The organism is Exiguobacterium sp. SH5S4, from assembly GCF_004337045.1.
GTDB lineage: Bacteria > Bacillota > Bacilli > Exiguobacteriales > Exiguobacteriaceae > Exiguobacterium > Exiguobacterium aurantiacum_A.
Window position 1 is genome coordinate 205,476 of record NZ_SJUQ01000002.1, and the last position, 17,561, is coordinate 223,036.

Genomic DNA, 17,561 nt, shown 5'->3' on the forward strand with positions numbered 1-17,561 from the left:
CGACTTCCTTTCAAACGGTCAATGAATCATTTCATTTGCGACACCGAGCGTGAACAACACGGCGTGTAACGGGACGAGTAGTAAAAATAACAATCGCCAGCCGTGTACGAACATTTTTGTATATAAGACTTCTTCGTGTCGGACTCGCTGCCAAATCGCATTTGCCGGAAAAATAGCGCAGCAGACGGCTAAGAGCAACCAAAAGACGTCGTCCCCGACGAGTGTCTCTAATAGGACCGCACACGCATAAAACCAGAGGAACACTCCGGCATCGCAGACAAGTTTAAACGTATTGACCGATTTCGGCATGATTTTTCTAAGTATCATATACACCATAAACCATATGACAAGCGGAAATGAAACGATATACACTAACACGATGCGCTCGCTCCTATTATCAATTTTTGCATGAGTGGGATGACCGTCAGTTTTCGGCCTCTGTCCTCGGCCCGTTTCAAGAGCGGGGTCAAGATGGCATCGACCTCGGTCATACGTCCGGCCTCGATATCTCGAAGCATCGAAGAGCGGTTTTGAGCTGTCTTCTCGATGATCGTCTCAATATATGTATAAGGCACGAACTGATCGAACAGCGGTGTCAGCTCCTCATAGATCGCTTGCGCGACTTCGCGGCAAGGCGGCTCGGCGACGGCTCCGTTCGGGACGCGACAAAGTGCGGTGATCGGATTGATGATCGCGTTCGCAAACAACTTTTCAACGACGACTTGTTCGATATCCGCTTCCCACACGACTTGGAGCGGCGAGGCGATGAACGTGAGCGGCTGTAGAGCATGCAAGCTCCCGATCCGAACTCGGCCGAGACCGCTATGGTTAATTCGATTTTCGTCTCGCGTCACCCCGTGCTCGATGACGCCTAAGTGGAACCCTCGTTCCCGAGCGTACTCGAGATGGGCAATCCCGTTCGAGCAGATGAACACAGGGACGTCCCCGGTAAGTCGTTCTGTCGCCGCGCGCACTTGGTGCGCTTTCGTCGTCACGAAAAAAACGTCCGCTTCCGTCTCGTTGAGTGTATGTACCGGTTTGAGCGGGACAGCGACGGTCCCCTGCGTCATACCGGCTCGTTCGATTATGACGTCTCTCGTTTCTTCGCCTCGACCGTACAAGGTGACGCTATAGTCTTTCGCGAGTAACGACGCCATCAACATCCCGACAGCCCCGTTCCCGATAATCCCAATTCGTTTGATCGGCTTCATTCGCTATCCCTCCACAAACAGTGTGCACAAAGAATTTTACCACAATCTGTTTCCAGGACCACACAATTAAAAAAAGAAGCGATCTCCAAGGAGACCGCTTCTTTTCGCATTATTTGCTTGTTACTTCTTTACCGTTGTAATGTCCGCAAGATTTGCAAACACGGTGTGAAAGTTTCATGTCGCCACAGTTCGGGCACTCGTTCATACCAGGTACGTTAAGTTTGAAGTGAGTACGACGAAGACGTTTGCGAGTTTTCGACGTTCTACGGAATGGTACTGCCATCGTTGTCCACCTCCTTGAAAAGTTAGCCGTTCTCGTCCTCTTTTTTAGAGAACAAGTCAGCAAGGCCCGCGAGGCGCGGGTCAATTTTTGGTTGGTCGTCCGGCTGTTCGTCAATGAGAGACCAGCCTTCCCCTTCAACCTGAGTTTTGTCTGTTTCGTTCCCGAAAATTTGAATCGGGACTTCTAACATGATGAGCTCTTTTACGATCGGTCGCAGATCAATCGTATTTCCTTCTGGCAAATTGACATCATCGAATTGCTCCGTATAACGCCCATTCTCCAAAAAGAAAGGCTCGAGCGATTCAATATCAAATTCAAAGACGACATCCTCTAACGTACGCGCATCTGGCAACGTCAGGTCCCCTTGAACCTTCAAATTGAATGTAACTTGATTAGATGTGAACGACGCATCCCCGTGCACATGCACCGGGCGAATCGAACGGATATCCGGATGGAGCTGAGTAAGCTCTTCGAGTTCAACCATCTCATCGATGGAAAAACTGTCATCCTGGTTTCGTAGCTTAAGTAGCTGTGCAATAGACCACTTCATCCGAATCACCTCAATTGCAACAATATGAATTATAGATAGGCCAACTTGTTTTGTCAATGTTTTTTCTTTACACTAAAATCAGTTGGCGACGGCGCTTTGCCAAAGCGTACTTACCTATCTTACACCAATCCAATCGACAATGCAAAGGAGTAAATTTATGAAAAAGACGGCCATCATCGCGGAGTACAATCCGTTCCATAACGGACATCTCTATCAGGCAAAAACAGCTCGAATCGAAACGGGTGCCGACGCCATGATCGCCATCATGAGTGCCCAGTTCACACAGCGCGGTGAACCGGCTGCTTTTGACAAGTGGAGCCGGGCAGCGGCAGCAGTCAAAACAGGGGCGATCGACCTTGTGATCGAACTGCCGACTTGTTACGGCGTCCAACGCGCCGACCGGTTCGCGAGTGCGGCTGTCGCCATCGCGGAACAAATCGGATGCCAAACGCTGTCGTTCGGCAGTGAGAGCGGCGACGCCGATGCGATCCTGCGCGCGGCACACGCTGGCATCGAAGCGTCACCCGCCTATCACGACGCGCTCCAACACGCCTTAAAAGCAGGCAAGTCATCCGCCAAAGCATCGAGCGAGGCGTTTGCGGCCCTTTATCCAACTTTTGATTTGACGCTCCCAAACAACATTCTCGCCTATCATTACGCGAAAGCCGCTCGCACCATCTCACTCCATACCGTAAAGCGTCTTGGGGCCGGTTATCACGATACAGGCGTCTCGGACGTCATGTCGGCAACGGGCGTCCGGGCCCACTATCTCGAGACCGGGAGTGTCCGGGCTGTCCCAGAAGCGACACGGGCGTTATTCCAGCAGACGTCGATGGCCCACTGGTCGCTCTATTGGCCTGTCTTGCAATTCAAGTTACGGACGATCCCGAAGTCAGAGCTCGAACAACTCGTCGGCATTGACGCTTCGTTGTCCCCTCGCTTGATCGAAGCCGGTCTCGCACCGACGTTCGAACAAGCTATGGGCGGTCTGTTGACGCGACGCTATACACGTACCGCCATCCAGCGCGCTCTCGTCTCGGTCCTCATCCATTGGAAACGTGACGAACTTCCGGAACGATTTGACGAAGTCCCATACGTCCGTCCGCTCGCATTCAATGCGATTGGCCGTAGCGTCTTGAAAGACATAAAAAAAACGGTCCCGCTCGTCAGCAAGTACCAGTCTGATTTAGCGTTCGAAGCTCGTGTGACCGAGGCGTACCGGTTACCTCTCGGCAACCGGTCACTGCTCGAGCATATGCAAACCCCTCAATTCATCGACTCCAAATAATCGATGGCGTCCTCGACCGTTTCGACCGGAACGACTGCAATATCGCTCTCGATCCGGTCGAGTGATTCCAGCGCTTCATCATAATTCGAACCGGCCGGCACGAAGAACACCGAGGCACCGGCTCGGTCAGCCGCGACGATTTTTTGCCACGCCCCACCGATCGGACCGACGTTTCCTTCTTCATCGACCGTACCAGTACCGGCAATCGTCTCACCGCCCGCCAAGTCACCCGGCGTCAACTGATCATAAATCTCTAGCGTGAACATGAGCCCGGCCGAGGGCCCCCCAACGTTCGTCAGTTCAAACGTGACGTCCGGTTCTGTGCGCACATCTTGCACCGGCAGTGGCTCATAAATCCCGAGACCGACACGGCTCCCGCTCCGGTCGAGCGGTTGAACGAGTGTCTTCACGACACGTTCCCGTCCATCCCGTTCGAGCGTGATCGTCACTTCATCGCCCGTCTCGAACGCCGAGACGCGATCGATGAAATCAAGACGTGACGCGAACGATTGGCCGTCAAGCGCTGTAATGACGTCACCTGGTTTAAGGACGTTCGCCGCGAGCGACCCGGTGATTGGAGCCGAGACGTACATGCCGTCAAACGTGACGGTCACGTCCTCTTCGGCTAGACCGTACGCGTATTGGATGGCTGCTTGCTGCGACGATGACATGAGCAGCTGCTGTCTTCGCTCGTAATCGTCTTCCCCTTCGCCGTCATACAAATAGCGACTAGACGGACTCGCTTCCGTGAACGGCGTGAACCAGCTCCCGACGAGCCAAAGCGGTGTCGCCCGTCGTTGCGAGATCGTGACCATCATCAGTTCACCCGCATCTTTCGTCCCGTCTTCAACCGTCATAAAGTTTTCGATGGTCGTCGCTTCGCCCGGATACGTGATGTAATAAGGTAACGGGGCAAATAGAAAGATGAGCACGGCGACGAGGATACCGAAGCCGATCTTCAGCGGCTTCATTGCTGTTGACTCACTTCATATTTTTTCCGAAGTGCCTGTTCGACTTGTTCGGGAACGAGTTCAGCGACCGAGGCGCCGTATTTGGCGACTTCTTTCACGATCGACGAACTAAGGAACGAGTATTTGCTATTCGTCATCATAAACAGCGTCTCGACGTCCTCGTTTAACTTCTTGTTGATCGAAGCGATCTGAAGTTCGTATTCGAAGTCAGAGACGGCCCGAAGACCGCGGACGATCGTCGCTGCTTCTCGTTTAGCGGCATACTCGACGAGCAGCCCGCCAAACGCGTCCGCTGACACGTTCGGTAAATGCGATGTCACTTCCCGAATGAGCGTGAGCCGCTCTTCGACGTTGAATAACGGTGCCTTGCTCGAGTTTTCGAGCACCGCGACGATCACTTCATCAAAGATGGCTGCCGCCCGCTCAATAATATCTAAATGTCCGTTCGTAATCGGGTCAAAGCTCCCCGGGCAAATCGCGATCCGTTTCATATGTTCACTCCTCGGTCGTTGCGTACTCGTAAAGGCTGATCGTAATAACAGACGAGTAGCGTTGAACCTTAATTTTTTCGAGCAGACCGACCCGATCCGGCAACGTCGTCTCGCTGCCATGTTCGCAGACGACGACGCCGTTGTCTGTCAACAGTCGGTTCGATTCAATGAGTTGTAAAAACGATTCATGTTCTTCCTCATGGTACGGCGGGTCCATGAAGATGAGTTTAAACGACCGCCCCGCCTCGGCGAGTTGGTCGAGGACGGCCCGCGCGTCTTGCCTTTGAACCGTCGCCTGTGCCTCGTAACGCGTCGCCCGTAGATTGTCCTGTATCGTTTGAATCGCCTTCCCATGACGATCGACGAAGACGGCACGGTCGCACCCCCGTGATAACGCCTCGATCCCGAGACCGCCACTCCCCGCGTAAAGGTCGAGGGCATCCCCCCCGGCGAAGTAAGGGCCGATGATATTAAACAATGATTCTTTTACTTTATCTGCCGTCGGTCGTGTCGTCGACCCTGGGACCGCCTTTAGGCGCGTCCCTTTTCGTTCTCCTGAAATGACTCGCATCGTTGATCCTCCATTAGAAAAGATGAAGGCGTCACCACCTTCATCTCGCCCGTTTATTTCTGCTTTGGCTCGTACGTCTCGGCAATGAAAGGCCGTTCGCTCCGAACGACCGCGTCGACGAATGGCAAGGCACTGATTTTCTCGATGATCGTCTCATGGTCTTCTAAGTCCGTATATAAAAAGGCGTACTTCTCACGCTTCGAGACGTAATATAAGTTTGCGTAGCGACGCAGTGCTTTCACTTGTTTGAGCGACTGCACGTAAACGACGAGTCCGATTCGACCTTTTAACTCGAATGATTCAGCCAGCACATCCACAACTTCCGCCTCCTCCGCCACAGCTTCCGCCACCGGAACAGCCACCCTCATCGAAGAACGGGTTGCCGGTAGGGACTTTGATTTTTGGAGATACCGAGAACGCCAACAGCTCACTCACTTCTCCGAGTAACTTATCCAAGTTACGTTCCGCCTTTTTGAAGGCGGCCACTTCCGGTTGCACGTCGAGACGACGCTTCACGAGATGCATCTCTTTTTTGATACGATCGTGATCCGGGTGATGTTTCCCGAACCGTTGCACGTACTCATAATCTTCTTTCATTCGTAAAAATTCCCGTTCGACTTCCTGGGCTTCTTTCGAGCGAGCGCGAGCTTGTTTTGTCGCGATATATGTTTGGAACGATTCGCTCGTCTCGATCAAGGCAGTCAATGCTTCTGTTTGATCGAGCAAATCAATCGTCTGTTCAGTAATAATCATGGCTTTCACCCTTTCTGACATGATTTTACCACAATTGATTCCCTCTGTGAGCAATCGGACTTATAATTGAACGTGACGTAAATGCAGAAAGGAAGTGAACCACCGCTTCGTGCGGTGTACAATGAAAAAAGTCTCGTTTAACATGATTCGCTCGGCCGGTATGAAAACCGACTATGCGAAACCAGAATATTATTATGATCAGCTCGATAAAGTCCGGGCGGCCGATCTCGTCCTCTTCCCGGAGTACTGGATGGTCAACTCGATCATTTACGGGTTGAACAAACCGATCTTCCCGTCTCCGGCGACGTACCACCTCGGGCACGATAAAATCGAGATGACACGCGCTTTCACAGCGACGTTCCCGCATCGCATCCCGAAGACGTTAATTTACGGGAAGAACCCGTACACGATCGAACGCGTCATTGAAGAGTTCGAATACCCGTTCGTCGCCAAGACCGCCAAGTCCTCGATGGGTCAAGGCGTCTGGCTCATTAAAAATGAACAAGAATGGCTCGAATACGTCGACAAACACGAGACGTTTTACGTCCAACAGTTCATCCCGAACGACCGCGACCTGCGCATCATCGTCATCGGCGAAGAAGTCGTCGGTTCTTATTGGCGCGTCAGTGAGGCCTTTTTAAACAACGTCGCCCAAGGTGCCCACTTCTCGTATGACGATATCCCAGGTCACGTCGTGGAAGAAGTGCTCTCGATCGCAAAGACACTTCACATCAATCACGCCGCGTTCGACGTCATCGTCTCAGGGGATAATTTTTACATTTTGGAATTCAACGTCTTCTTCGGTTCAGAAGGATTGATGCCGCTCGGCGTGAGACTTCCCGACAAGATTGCGGCGTATCTCGAAACGATGTCTTGACCGTTCATCTTTTTTTCACAATTTGAACACACGTTATTCCAAGAACGTTTTCGAATATGATATGATGACATATGAGGTTTATTAGGGAAAAGGGGGATTATGATGAAATTTGAGCAGTTCCACATCGAGGGAAAAGAGATCCGCTTCGGTTTGCTCGAGACGATCATGGATCATCATCATTTCATCCGTGAAGGCGCTTGGGACTATGAGCGTGCGACGTATGATATGAAGTACGAGAAGCAATCGACGGGCGAGACGTTTTACCTGCGCTTGCCGGTTTATGCGATTGAAGGCCAAATCGAGGACCGTCATGCGGTCGTTAAAATGGTGACACCGATTCTCGGGAAACATTACTACCCGCACGGCGTCGAGTACGACGAAGAGTTCCCAGAAGAAATCGTTCGCGACTGTGAGCGCCGATTGGCGGCACTCGCCGAGACGTTAGAAGTCTAACCCCTTTCATAACTGAAAGGGTTTTCTTATGGCCACTCAACAAAAATGGAGAACCCGCTGTGGGTTCTCCATTTTTACATACACTTAACGACTTGCAATGACGTTTAGCGTCACGTCGACTTGTCCGAGCAATAGATCGAACTGGTCGCGGACGTAGAGGTACAATCGCTCTGCCTCGCTGAGCGAGACGGGTGCGCTCAGTAGATAATCGTACCGCTCTTTCGAGAGCGACACGATTTTCACTTCACGCAATCCGAATTCGATCGCGCTGCACGCAATCAAATCCTCGATCGCCCGCTCTGCAATCGTCACATCTCCGTATGAATAATCGTTTCCGATGACAGCCATCGTATCGTTCATCTTCTTCACTCCTTTTCTGCAACGAGCACCAACACGTCCTCCATAATGGTTTCGATGTCGACTGGTTTTTCTCCTGTCGTCGCCATTTGCGCGACTGCACGAACATCGTGGTGACGGTCGATGATATACATCGTCGTCGCGTGGGTGACAAGTCCACTATTCGCTTTCGAATAATAGAACTGAAGCTGACGAGTGATCCGGTCGATGTCGGCTTTGTCACCGGTCAACATCTTCCATCCAGTTGGCTCAGCTTGGAACGCCGCTCCGTAGTTCTCAAGTACCGGGATCGTATCGACTTCCGGGTCGACCGTGATGGCGACGAGTTCGACGTCAGTACCGTACAAGTCGTTCGCCTTCAAGTCTTGCTCGAGTTTCATGAAGTCGCGTAGCGTGAGCGGACAAATGTCGGGACAGTTCGTATAAAAGAACGTGACGATTTTGACTTTGCCGTTATCTGAGTTATACGGTTGGCCATCGAGCGCGTTCGTCAACGTGAACGGGGTCGGCTCTTGGATGACCGGCAAATCATCTTCTTTGAAGAAGAGGAAATACGAAGCCGCTCCGATAGCGATCAAAATGACGACCGTCAACCCGACCGTCAAGTAACTATTCCGTTTCATGCTCATCCCCCTCTCTTCGGTCATCCTCCGATGATGGCCCGGAAGACGTTCGTCGTCTCACCCGGTTCAAACGCCACATAGAGAAGAACATAGACCATCACACCTGTAATGGCTGTGAAAAACCAGACGACTGATGCTTTCGGTCCGATTTTACGATGTTTCTCGATCTTGTTTTTATAGCCAAGATAGAGTGTGATCAATCCGAGGATACCACCTGTCGTCGCCAGGATGATGTGGAAAATCATGAAAGCGAGATAGTACGGCTTCACTGAGTCCGGACCTCCGAATGCGGTATTCCCAACAAAGATCGTCCGCGAGACGTAAAGGATAAAGAACGTCGTCGCCGCGACGGCAGCTGCTGTCATGACTTTCTTATGCTTTTCAATATTGCGGCGGTCGCGCGCGATAATCGTCCAGCCGATCGCGACCAAAATCGCACTGATTACAATGAATGTCACACTAATTAAGGCAAGATAGTTCATCGATGTTTCCCCTTTGACTTAGTTCATTTTTTCTCTTTCGGTTCGTTCGGTGTGAATGACATGCCTTCGTCAAGCGCGAGCGATTTCGTTCGGCGTACCCAACCGAAGAACGTCCAGCCGAAGAAGAAACCGTACACGACTTCCTGCCCAAGCTTCATCAATACCCCGCCGAAGCGCTGGTCTTCGAGAGCGCTGTTCGTCGCACCCATCAAGGCGTTTAAGTCAAGACCGGACACGTCACCGTTCGGCATACAGTATCCGAGCACCGTCGCGAACGTCTCAACGTCCGTATAGGCGTCATAGAGAATTCCTTGACTGAAGATGATGAACGCACAAGCAGGCGTCAATAGCACGCCGTTTGCGATGATGTACACCATCCGTTTCAAATCGGACATCCCCTCTTCTTCATCCGAGAGGAACGGGGCGATGACCGGATACCACATCGTCAAACTGAAGACGACGAGAGCCCCGTGAAAGATGCGATGCACCCCGTAGTTCGTTAACACGTAATCAAAGATGAATGGCATGTGGTAAAACGTAAATAACGCGTTGAACAACACGAGCGCGATCAGCGGTTTTGTCATAAACTTGAGCGCCGCCCCGATCACTTTATAACTAAATAATTTTTCAAATACCCAATACGGCAATCCGTAAATGACGAGCGCCGGAGCTAACACGTAGACGAGCACCATCTGCAACATATGCACCGAGAAGATGATGTGCGCGAGCACGTCGACTGGACTACCAAATCCGATGTAATAGAGCACGATCGCAAACAACATGCTGAACTTTTGTAGCAACGTGGTCGACTCGTACCCTCGTTTCGCCATTCTCTCTGTGACGAACGCATAGAGGACGTACAACCCTACCATCAACAATCCGAACAACGGACTCCAAAGCGTTGTCCATTCGAACTGTTTGAGTAGCTCTGATGTATTCCAGAGCATCCCTTCACCCCTTTTCTTTCTCTCCCAAACCGATGAAACCGTTCACTTCAAGATTACTATTCCTTTATTTTTGAAGTAAAGCAAAAAGGACTGAATCATCTATGTTTCCACAGATGTTCAATCCTTTGTCACATTTTTACCAAATGAGCAAACGGAGTGCCGCGACAGTGATGATGGCGACGAAAATACCAAGCCACATCATTCCGACAATCCACGTGTTGCCACGGTTGTTCATATGCATGAAGATATACAGCTGCAAGAACACTTGGATGATGGCGAGGATAATCAAGAAGCCACCCGCCGCCCATACCGGCATGAGCTCCGCGTAGACCGCGCCGAACGCGACAAACGTGAGCAAAATCATCATCGCGAAACTGATCAACTGAAGTTGATACTCGCGTCTCGACTCTGCCTTCACTTCAAGCTCTAACTGTTTGTGTGTTTCGTTCATTGGATTTTTTTCCATGTCAGCTCACCATCCCTAAGAGATAGACGATCGAGAAAATGAAGACCCAAACAACGTCGATGAAGTGCCAATATAAACTCGACACGTAGAACTTCGGTGCGTTGTAGACATCGATCGGACGGTTCCAGTTGCGGATCAACAGCGTCGTGATCCAAAGGAGACCGAACGTGACGTGAGCACCGTGGAATCCGACGAGCGTATAGAAGGCAGATCCGAACGCACTCGACGTGAACGTGTGACCGATATGGTAGTAGTGGATGAACTCGTAAATCTCAGCTCCTAAGAACCCTGCTCCGAGAAGAAGCGTCACGATCAACCAAAACTTCATGCGACCTGGATTGTTCGCTTTCATGTTCATCATCGCGAGCACGCTCGTGAGCGAGCTCGTGAGGAGGAGCATCGTCATCATGAAGACGAGCCCCATCTCAAAGATGTTGTACGAGCGAAGTTCCTCTGGCGCGCCAGAATTTAGAAGCCCGACGTACGTTCCAAACAACGAGGCGAAGAGAACGGTCTCTCCTCCAAGGAAGAACCAGAAGGCCACATATTTATTTTTCCCTTCCAGCGTGGCTTTCTCTGGATTGGCCGGAATACCGGTCACTGGGTGTTTTTCGACTGCATGTGCCATTTATTGTTCTCCTTTCTCACGAATCGCTTTCAAATCCGCTTCGATTTGTGATTTTGGAATGTAGAATCCGTGGTCGTCGATCCATGAACGGAGGAACATCGACACGAACGTGATGAGTAAACCGATGACGATAAGTGACCAACCGACAACCGGGTTGTCCATTTGGAAAATCGCGCCAAGTCCAGCGATGAATAACCCGAGTGACATGAAGAACGGGATCAATGAGTTATTCGGCATGTGGATGTCTGACACTGGTTCAGCGACAGAAACCCGTTTGTTACCCGCCATCTTCTCGAGCCAGAACGTGTCCAACCCTTTGACGAGCGGTGTTTGTGCGAAGTTGTACTCTGGAGTCGGCACAGGAAGTGTCCACTCGAGCGTACGTCCGTCTTCCCAATGGTCCGGTTTGACGACGTCTTTCGACAAGAACGCCTTGACGACGGCGATGAGCAAGATGATCGTCGACACACCCATGAAGAAGGCACCGATCGTCGACAGCAAGTTCATCGTCTCAAACCCTTGATTCGGCAAGTATGTGAAGACGCGGCGTGGCATCCCGAACAATCCGAGGAAATGTTGCGGGAAGAACGTCAAGTGGAACCCGATGAAGAACAACCAGAACTGCCAGTAGCCAAGCTTCTCAGAGAGCGCTTTGCCGAACATGAGCGGGAACCAGTAGAACAGTCCTGCGAAAAGACCGAAGACGACCCCACCGACGATAACGTAGTGGAAGTGGGCGACAACGAAGTAACTATCGTGGTACTGATAGTCAGCCGGTGCGACCGAGAGCATAACCCCTGTCATCCCTCCGACGAGGAACGATGGGATGAACGCCACCGAGTAAAGCATCGCAACGTTGAACTTGATCTGCCCACCCCAAAGTGTGAACAGCCAGTTGAAGATTTTGACCCCTGTCGGAACGGCGATGGCCATCGTCGCGACGGCGAAGATCGAGTTCGCGACCGGTCCGAGACCGACGGTGAACATGTGGTGAACCCAAACCATGAAGCCAAGGAACCCGATGAGCATCGTAGCGAATACCATCGTCGTGTAACCGAACAAGCGTTTACGGGCAAACGTCGGAATGATTTCCGAGAAAATACCGAACGCCGGTAAGATCAAGATGTAAACTTCCGGGTGACCGAAGATCCAGAAGAGGTGTTCCCAAATGACGACGTTACCGCCCATTGCCGGATTGAAGTAAACGGCACCGAACAGACGCTCGAACATCAACATGAACAAGCCGACTGTAAGCGGTGGGAATGCGAAGACGATCAACGCCGAAGCGACGAACGTCGTCCACGTGAAGAGCGGCATCCGCATGAGTTTCATGCCTGGTGCCCGCATGTTCAAAATCGTGACGAGGAAGTTAATCCCGGCCATGAGTGAACCGAACCCTGAGATTTGAAGACCGAGGGCGTAGAAGTCGACCCCTGTCGCTTCCGGTTGCGTCGAGAGCGGCGCGTAAGCCGTCCAACCCGCGTTCGGTGCAGCGCCGAAGAACCAGCTAAGGTTCAACATGAGGCCACCGAAGAAGAACAACCAAAAACCGAGCGAGTTAATGAACGGGAACGCGACGTCGCGCGCCCCGATTTGAAGCGGCACGACGGCGTTCATAAAACCGAATAGCATCGGCATCGCCGCAAGGAAGATCATCGTCGTCCCGTGCATCGTGATCAACTGGTTGAACACTTCGCCACTGACGAAATCGTTCATCGGACGGACGAGTTGCCAACGAATAAGTAACGCTTCAATTCCACCGAGAAGGAGGAAGAAGATTCCTGAGAACAAATACAAAATACCGATTTTTTTGTGGTCAACCGTCGTAACCCAATCCATGATGCCATTGTATTTACGCGGTTGCTGCATAGCAGTGGTCTGTGCCACGTGAAATCCCCCTTTTCCCGTTAGTCAATCTTCTGATCGTACAAGAAGTCAACGAGTGCATCTAACTCTTCATCACTGATTTGGCCTTCGCTGAAGCCAGGCATGAGCGCGCCTTGTTTTAATTCTTGTGGATCACGAATCCATTCTTTCAACTTTTCTTCGTTGTTTTCGAGGTAACCCGCCAACCACTCGCGGTCACCGAAGTTCGTCAAGCTCGGCGCGACTTTACCGCCACCGTGGCAGCTCAAGCAACTTTCGACGTACACTTGCTCACCTGTCGTCAAGTTTTGATTGTCGGCGACAAGTTTTTCTGTGTTTTCGTCTTGCTTCGCTTTCATGTCTTCGAGCCACTGATCGTAATCAGCTTGCTCGAGGGCGATGACTTTGAAGTCCATGAGCGCGTGCGATGGTCCACAAAGCTCGGCACACTTACCGTAGAACGTACCAGCTTCGTTTGCATGCAACCACATCTCGTTATCTAACCCTGGGTTCGTATCCGTCTTACCAGACAAAGCCGGTACCCAGAACGAGTGAATGACGTCTTTTGATGTCAAGTTGATACCGACCCGTTTACCGACCGGGATGACAAGTTCTTGTCCTGTGACAACACCAGCGTTCGGATATTCGAACTCCCACCAGTACAGGTTGGCTGTAACGTTAATTTCTTCTTCTTTTTTCGCTTCTTTCGCTTTCGCGAGTTCGACAGTCGTTGTGATTGTCGGAACAGCGAGAATGATGAGCAAGATGATTGGAACGACTGTCCAAATCATTTCGAGCGTGCTGCTACCTTCCACTTGCTTCGGAATCGATTCATCTTTCCGACGGAATTTCATGAGCACGTACACGTAAATGACCGTTACGATGACAAGTACAAAGAGCATGATTGCCAAACTGATGAGAATGATCCGGAGCTGAATTTCAGCGCCTTCTCCCATCGGCTTCAATGCAGACAATCCCTCTACGCCGCACCCTGACAACAGCAGCGCGAACATCATCATCGGGACGATGCCAAACAGAAGCTTCTTAAATGATTTCACAACAATCCCCACTTTCTCCCAAAATGATGTGCAATGGTTTCTATATAGTGAGTGCGATTACCAAAGTGCCGTCAATACCAGCGCGACAATCCACACGACTAAATAAATTAATGAATAAAAGAACATTTTGTTAGCCCACTTGATCTCATCTTCGGCTTTAAACCCTTTCAAACCGAGATATAACCAGTAGCCCCCAAGACCGGCCGCAATGATCACGTAGACCGTACCGTAATGCATAAACAAGAGCGATGCTGGAATGAGCGTCGCAATCCACCAAATGATTTGCCGCTTGGTGATCGCGAAGCCGTTTACAACGGGCAGCATCGGAATGCCTGCCGCCCGGTATTCCTCGACGCGTCGCATCGCGAGCGCGAGGAAGTGTGGCGGTTGCCACAAGAACATGACGAGGAACATGAGCCAGGCGTCGATATGAAGCGCCGGGTCAATCGCGGCCCATCCGATCAGCGGTGGAACCGCTCCGGAGATACTGCCGACGACCGTGTTCAACGTATGTGTCCGTTTTAGCCACATCGTATAAATAACGACATAAAAAAATGCCCCGATTAAACCGAAGACTGCTGCTACGTACGACACGATCAATAAAAGTAATGTCCCGACCGCAAGTTGCGTAAGTCCGAGAAGTAAAATGCGCTCCCCTGAAATTTTACCGGTGACACTCGGTCGATTGTCTGTACGTCCCATCAAGTAGTCGATATCACGGTCCACGAAGTTGTTTAGGTAACAACTCCCGGAAATGACGAGTGCGCTTCCTAACATCGTTAATAAGAGCTGTGGCCAAACTTCAAACAAATAAAGCACTGGCGTGTCACTCTGGTATGTTGTTGCCACAAAGAAACCGGCGAACACTAACAAAAGGTTAGCGCGTACGATTCCCATTTTTGCCAAAGCAACATAGTCACGGAACGAGGCGGCGGATTCTGTATAGTCTACTTCTGCCACTGTTCCCGGGTTGACTTTTGTCATGCTGACCCCCCCACATAATCACGAAATACTCGTATTCTTTTCACAGAAAAAACACAATATGAACAAAGTACACCTAACTCATTACAAAGATACCATATTTCCAAAAAGAATACGTCGTTTATGCTTGTAAAATAGCGAGTTTTTTATGGCGGACGTGTGATAATTGTCACAGTAAAATTCCTGTACCGATACTAGGATAACGATTTTGATAGCGATTGCAAGCTTTTCCATTTCGTTTTTCCGGACTAAAGCCGTATAATAAGTATGGCGAAAAAAATAAAAACATACAAGGCACAATTCTAGTGATTTTTCTCAAAAAGCAGGTGGAAACGAATGCATAAAAAACTCGCACTATTCTCAAGCCTTGTCACCCTCGGTATGATGCTCGTCTTGATCATGGGCGGTACTGTTACGAAAACCGACTCAGGTGACGGCTGCGGGGCAGACTGGCCGCTCTGTCACGGGAAACTGATCCCGACGAACCCGAGCGTCGAGACGATGATCGAATACAGTCACCGTGTCGTTTCAGGGATTGAGGGACTCCTCATCATCGCCTTGACGATTTGGACGTTCACGGTCGTCAAAAATCGATTCGATGTCAAAGTGTTCGCGTTCCTCGCGTTTATTTTCATGTTGATCCAATCGATCATCGGCGCCGGAGCCGTCATCTGGCAACAGTCGGACGCGATTCTTGCGCTCCATTTCGGGATCTCGCTCGTCTCGTTCGCCTCGCTGCTCATCTTGACGATTCTTTTATTCGAAGGTGAACGGGTACACAAAGCCGTGTCCGAAAAATTAAAGATTCACTTGTACGGGTTGACGATTTACACGATGGTCGTCGTCTACACAGGAGCTTACGTCAGACACCTCGGTGCGACATACGCTTGTGTCGGTTGGCCGATCTGTGAGCAAAACGTGTGGACGTTCGAATCATACGTTCAAATGGGCCATCGCATCATGGCGGCACTTCTCGTCTTCTACACGCTCTACGTCCTCTATTTGGCCCGACGCGAAACGAACCGTCTCGTCGAACGGGGCATGTGGGCCTCACTATTCTTCATCATGCTTCAAGTCGGCACGGGTGCATGGATCGTCCTTGGCGGCCACGCCACATACGTACCGCTCTTGCACGCTTTCTTGATCACGTGCTACTTCGGAATCATCTCGTACTTGGCGTACCATGCGTATCGAAGCACCAATCGAGCGGTAGACGCAGCTCGAAAAGAAACGGTCTGACGAATCAAACCAAATCACGAATCACAAAAAGGAGCGGGCGACCGCTCCTTTTTGTATGCCTATCTGTCACTGCGCGTCCTTGAACCGCTCGAGCGCCCGTGCACGCGCCGCCTTATGATCGACGATCGGTTCGATATAACCGTCCCGATCTGACGGGTCCGGAAAGTGGATCGCTTTCCTGTCAACGTCAGCCAACTCGGTTACATATTTGCGGATAAACGTCCCGTCCGCGTCGAACTTCTCCGACTGGATCGTCGGATTAAAGATCCGGAAATACGGCACGGCGTCCGTTCCGACCGAAGCTGCCCATTGCCATCCGCCGATGTTCGAGGCCGCCTCGTAGTCGATCAACTTCCGTTCGAAGTAGCGCTCGCCTTTGCGCCAGTCGATCAACAGATGTTTCGTCAAAAACGAAGCGACGATCATCCGGAGCCGGTTGTGCATCCAGCCGGTCTCGTTCAATTGACGCATCGCCGCGTCGACGATCGGATACCCGGTCTCGCCACGGCACCATTTCTCAAACTGGTCGTCATTGTCTTCCCAGTCAAGGTGTTTATATTTGTCGTTGAACGGCCGGTCTTTCAGTCCCGGGAACTGGACCATGATCATATAGTAGAACTCGCGCCACAATAGCTCATCGTAATACGTGTCACGTCCTGTTGACTGCCGCGCCTCGAGGACGGCTGCTGCGACCGTACGAATCGACAACACACCGGTCCGTAAATACGGTGACAGCCGGCTCGTCCCGGCGATCGCCGGGATGTCACGGTCTTCGGCGTAACTCGTCACCCGGTGTTCCACAAAATCGCGTAACCGTTTCATGGCCACTTCCTCTCCGAGCGCTTTCCACGAACGTTCACACCGGTCAAACTGCTGTTTCAATTCATCAGGTAGTTCATGTTTCTTCGTCGCGAGTTGTTTCAATCGAGCGACGTCGACGTCGTACGGTTGCGGCGGCGTCTCGGCGTACACCGCTTTTTTGAATGGCGTGTACACTTTATACGGAGTACCGTCTTTTTTCGTGAACGCGTTCGGGGCGAATAAATGACGGTCGAGCAAACGGATGACTAACACGTCTCCCCCCAGCGCTTCGATGACCGCATCGTCACGTTGTTTGAACGGCTCGACATACTCAGCGTTAAAATAAAGCGCGTCGAGTCGTCCGAGCTGCTCGACAAACGCTTCCGTTGAGTCGGCAACAATGGTGCGCAGCCCTATCTCTTGATCGGTGAGCTCCTGCATGAACTGCTTCATCGTCGCGAAAAAATAATCGTGTCTCGTCTCGAACGGCTCGCAGTATTTCGGATTGAGCCAAAAGACGAACTCGATGTCATCGTCGTCGGCGGCGTCTTTCAAGACCCGGTGTAACATATGGTTGTCACTTAATCGAAAATCTGACCGGAACCAACATACTCGTCTCATCTTCCCCACTCCCTATCTAAAAAAGAAGCATAGCGTGGCTATGC

At 51.2% G+C, this 17,561-nt stretch carries 23 protein-coding genes; 4 read left to right on the top strand and 19 right to left on the bottom strand.

The window, feature by feature from the left end; translation table 11 throughout:
- Positions 1 to 18: 18 nt before the first annotated feature.
- The 4 genes from EVJ32_RS02245 to EVJ32_RS02260 all read right to left on the bottom strand — a co-directional run bounded on the left by EVJ32_RS02245 (position 19) and on the right by EVJ32_RS02260 (position 2,044).
- The gene (locus EVJ32_RS02245; RefSeq protein ID WP_131456290.1) at positions 19 to 378 is read right to left on the bottom strand and encodes a DUF3397 domain-containing protein; all 360 of its coding nucleotides are present in this window, start codon (positions 376 to 378) and stop codon (positions 19 to 21) included.
- Entirely contained in the window at positions 372 to 1,211 is an 840-nt protein-coding gene (locus tag EVJ32_RS02250; protein ID WP_131456293.1) for a ketopantoate reductase family protein, read from the bottom strand. Before EVJ32_RS02250 ends, EVJ32_RS02245 begins: the two co-directional genes overlap by 7 nt.
- A 109-nt stretch (positions 1,212 to 1,320) precedes the next feature.
- A complete protein-coding gene (gene rpmF / locus EVJ32_RS02255) occupies positions 1,321 to 1,494 on the bottom strand; it encodes a 50S ribosomal protein L32 (protein WP_081338944.1) in 174 nt (57 codons plus the stop codon).
- Positions 1,495 to 1,516: 22 nt separating this feature from the next.
- Positions 1,517 to 2,044: a YceD family protein gene (locus EVJ32_RS02260; RefSeq protein WP_070327567.1), complete on the bottom strand. Its 528-nt coding sequence runs from the start codon at positions 2,042 to 2,044 to the stop codon at positions 1,517 to 1,519.
- A 157-nt stretch (positions 2,045 to 2,201) separates the two neighbouring features.
- Here EVJ32_RS02260 and EVJ32_RS02265 point away from each other — a divergent pair, with 157 nt between their 5' ends.
- Positions 2,202 to 3,332: a tRNA(Met) cytidine acetate ligase gene (locus EVJ32_RS02265; RefSeq protein WP_236633988.1), complete on the top strand. Its 1,131-nt coding sequence runs from the start codon at positions 2,202 to 2,204 to the stop codon at positions 3,330 to 3,332.
- Here the strand turns inward: EVJ32_RS02265 and EVJ32_RS02270 are convergent.
- The 5 genes from EVJ32_RS02270 to EVJ32_RS02290 are packed head-to-tail and all read right to left on the bottom strand — an operon-like array spanning position 3,311 to position 6,118.
- Positions 3,311 to 4,303 (bottom strand): SepM family pheromone-processing serine protease, encoded by a 993-nt coding sequence (locus EVJ32_RS02270; RefSeq protein WP_131456297.1) that lies wholly within the window; start codon positions 4,301 to 4,303, stop codon positions 3,311 to 3,313. The two genes, EVJ32_RS02265 and EVJ32_RS02270, sit on opposite strands and share 22 nt — an antisense overlap.
- Complete coding sequence (coaD, locus tag EVJ32_RS02275) at positions 4,300 to 4,794, bottom strand: pantetheine-phosphate adenylyltransferase (protein WP_016509015.1); 495 nt, start codon at positions 4,792 to 4,794, stop codon at positions 4,300 to 4,302. Before coaD ends, EVJ32_RS02270 begins: the two co-directional genes overlap by 4 nt.
- Before the next feature lie 4 nt (positions 4,795 to 4,798).
- The gene (gene rsmD / locus EVJ32_RS02280; protein WP_131456299.1) at positions 4,799 to 5,365 is read right to left on the bottom strand and encodes a 16S rRNA (guanine(966)-N(2))-methyltransferase RsmD; all 567 of its coding nucleotides are present in this window, start codon (positions 5,363 to 5,365) and stop codon (positions 4,799 to 4,801) included.
- 53 nt (positions 5,366 to 5,418) lie between these two features.
- A complete protein-coding gene (locus tag EVJ32_RS02285) occupies positions 5,419 to 5,682 on the bottom strand; it encodes a YlbG family protein (protein ID WP_016508973.1) in 264 nt (87 codons plus the stop codon).
- Positions 5,666 to 6,118, bottom strand: a complete 453-nt coding sequence (locus EVJ32_RS02290; protein ID WP_070327571.1) for a YlbF/YmcA family competence regulator — start codon at positions 6,116 to 6,118, stop codon at positions 5,666 to 5,668. The genes EVJ32_RS02285 and EVJ32_RS02290 overlap by 17 nt, the downstream gene beginning before the upstream one ends.
- 121 nt (positions 6,119 to 6,239) lie before the next feature.
- On the opposite strand from EVJ32_RS02290, the gene EVJ32_RS02295 reads away from it, so the two are divergent.
- A complete protein-coding gene (locus EVJ32_RS02295; protein ID WP_201738306.1) occupies positions 6,240 to 6,995 on the top strand; it encodes an ATP-grasp domain-containing protein in 756 nt (251 codons plus the stop codon).
- 102 nt (positions 6,996 to 7,097) lie between these two features.
- Positions 7,098 to 7,448, top strand: a complete 351-nt coding sequence (locus EVJ32_RS02300) for a YugN family protein (protein ID WP_131456303.1) — start codon at positions 7,098 to 7,100, stop codon at positions 7,446 to 7,448.
- An 84-nt stretch (positions 7,449 to 7,532) separates the two neighbouring features.
- Here the strand turns inward: EVJ32_RS02300 and EVJ32_RS02305 are convergent, their stop codons facing one another.
- The 9 genes from EVJ32_RS02305 to cyoE all read right to left on the bottom strand — a co-directional run bounded on the left by EVJ32_RS02305 (position 7,533) and on the right by cyoE (position 14,859).
- Positions 7,533 to 7,808, bottom strand: a complete 276-nt coding sequence (locus tag EVJ32_RS02305; RefSeq protein WP_131456305.1) for a hypothetical protein — start codon at positions 7,806 to 7,808, stop codon at positions 7,533 to 7,535.
- A gap of 5 nt (positions 7,809 to 7,813) precedes the next feature.
- The gene (locus EVJ32_RS02310; RefSeq protein WP_131456307.1) at positions 7,814 to 8,428 is read right to left on the bottom strand and encodes an SCO family protein; all 615 of its coding nucleotides are present in this window, start codon (positions 8,426 to 8,428) and stop codon (positions 7,814 to 7,816) included.
- Positions 8,429 to 8,448: 20 nt separating this feature from the next.
- Positions 8,449 to 8,910: a DUF420 domain-containing protein gene (locus tag EVJ32_RS02315; RefSeq protein WP_016509532.1), complete on the bottom strand. Its 462-nt coding sequence runs from the start codon at positions 8,908 to 8,910 to the stop codon at positions 8,449 to 8,451.
- Positions 8,911 to 8,933: 23 nt separating this feature from the next.
- Positions 8,934 to 9,857: a cytochrome c oxidase assembly protein gene (locus EVJ32_RS02320; RefSeq protein ID WP_131456309.1), complete on the bottom strand. Its 924-nt coding sequence runs from the start codon at positions 9,855 to 9,857 to the stop codon at positions 8,934 to 8,936.
- Positions 9,858 to 9,993: 136 nt separating this feature from the next.
- Positions 9,994 to 10,323 (bottom strand): cytochrome C oxidase subunit IV family protein, encoded by a 330-nt coding sequence (locus EVJ32_RS02325; protein WP_083273975.1) that lies wholly within the window; start codon positions 10,321 to 10,323, stop codon positions 9,994 to 9,996.
- A gap of 1 nt (position 10,324) precedes the next feature.
- Entirely contained in the window at positions 10,325 to 10,951 is a 627-nt protein-coding gene (locus EVJ32_RS02330) for a cytochrome (ubi)quinol oxidase subunit III (protein WP_131456311.1), read from the bottom strand.
- Positions 10,952 to 12,820 carry a cytochrome c oxidase subunit I gene (gene ctaD / locus EVJ32_RS02335; RefSeq protein ID WP_016509535.1) on the bottom strand — a complete coding sequence of 623 codons (1,869 nt, stop codon included), beginning with the start codon at positions 12,818 to 12,820 and terminating at the stop codon, positions 10,952 to 10,954.
- Positions 12,821 to 12,858: 38 nt separating this feature from the next.
- Positions 12,859 to 13,836 (bottom strand): cytochrome c oxidase subunit II, encoded by a 978-nt coding sequence (coxB, locus tag EVJ32_RS02340; protein WP_131456349.1) that lies wholly within the window; start codon positions 13,834 to 13,836, stop codon positions 12,859 to 12,861.
- Between the two features lie 96 nt (positions 13,837 to 13,932).
- Positions 13,933 to 14,859 carry a heme o synthase gene (cyoE, locus tag EVJ32_RS02345; protein WP_071399537.1) on the bottom strand — a complete coding sequence of 309 codons (927 nt, stop codon included), beginning with the start codon at positions 14,857 to 14,859 and terminating at the stop codon, positions 13,933 to 13,935.
- Between the two features lie 333 nt (positions 14,860 to 15,192).
- On the opposite strand from cyoE, the gene EVJ32_RS02350 reads away from it, so the two are divergent.
- Positions 15,193 to 16,095, top strand: coding sequence for a COX15/CtaA family protein (locus tag EVJ32_RS02350; RefSeq protein WP_131456312.1), 903 nt, complete (start codon positions 15,193 to 15,195; stop codon positions 16,093 to 16,095).
- Between the two features lie 66 nt (positions 16,096 to 16,161).
- Here the strand turns inward: EVJ32_RS02350 and EVJ32_RS02355 are convergent, their stop codons facing one another.
- Positions 16,162 to 17,517, bottom strand: a complete 1,356-nt coding sequence (locus EVJ32_RS02355) for a cryptochrome/photolyase family protein (protein WP_131456314.1) — start codon at positions 17,515 to 17,517, stop codon at positions 16,162 to 16,164.
- Positions 17,518 to 17,561 lie beyond the last annotated feature (44 nt).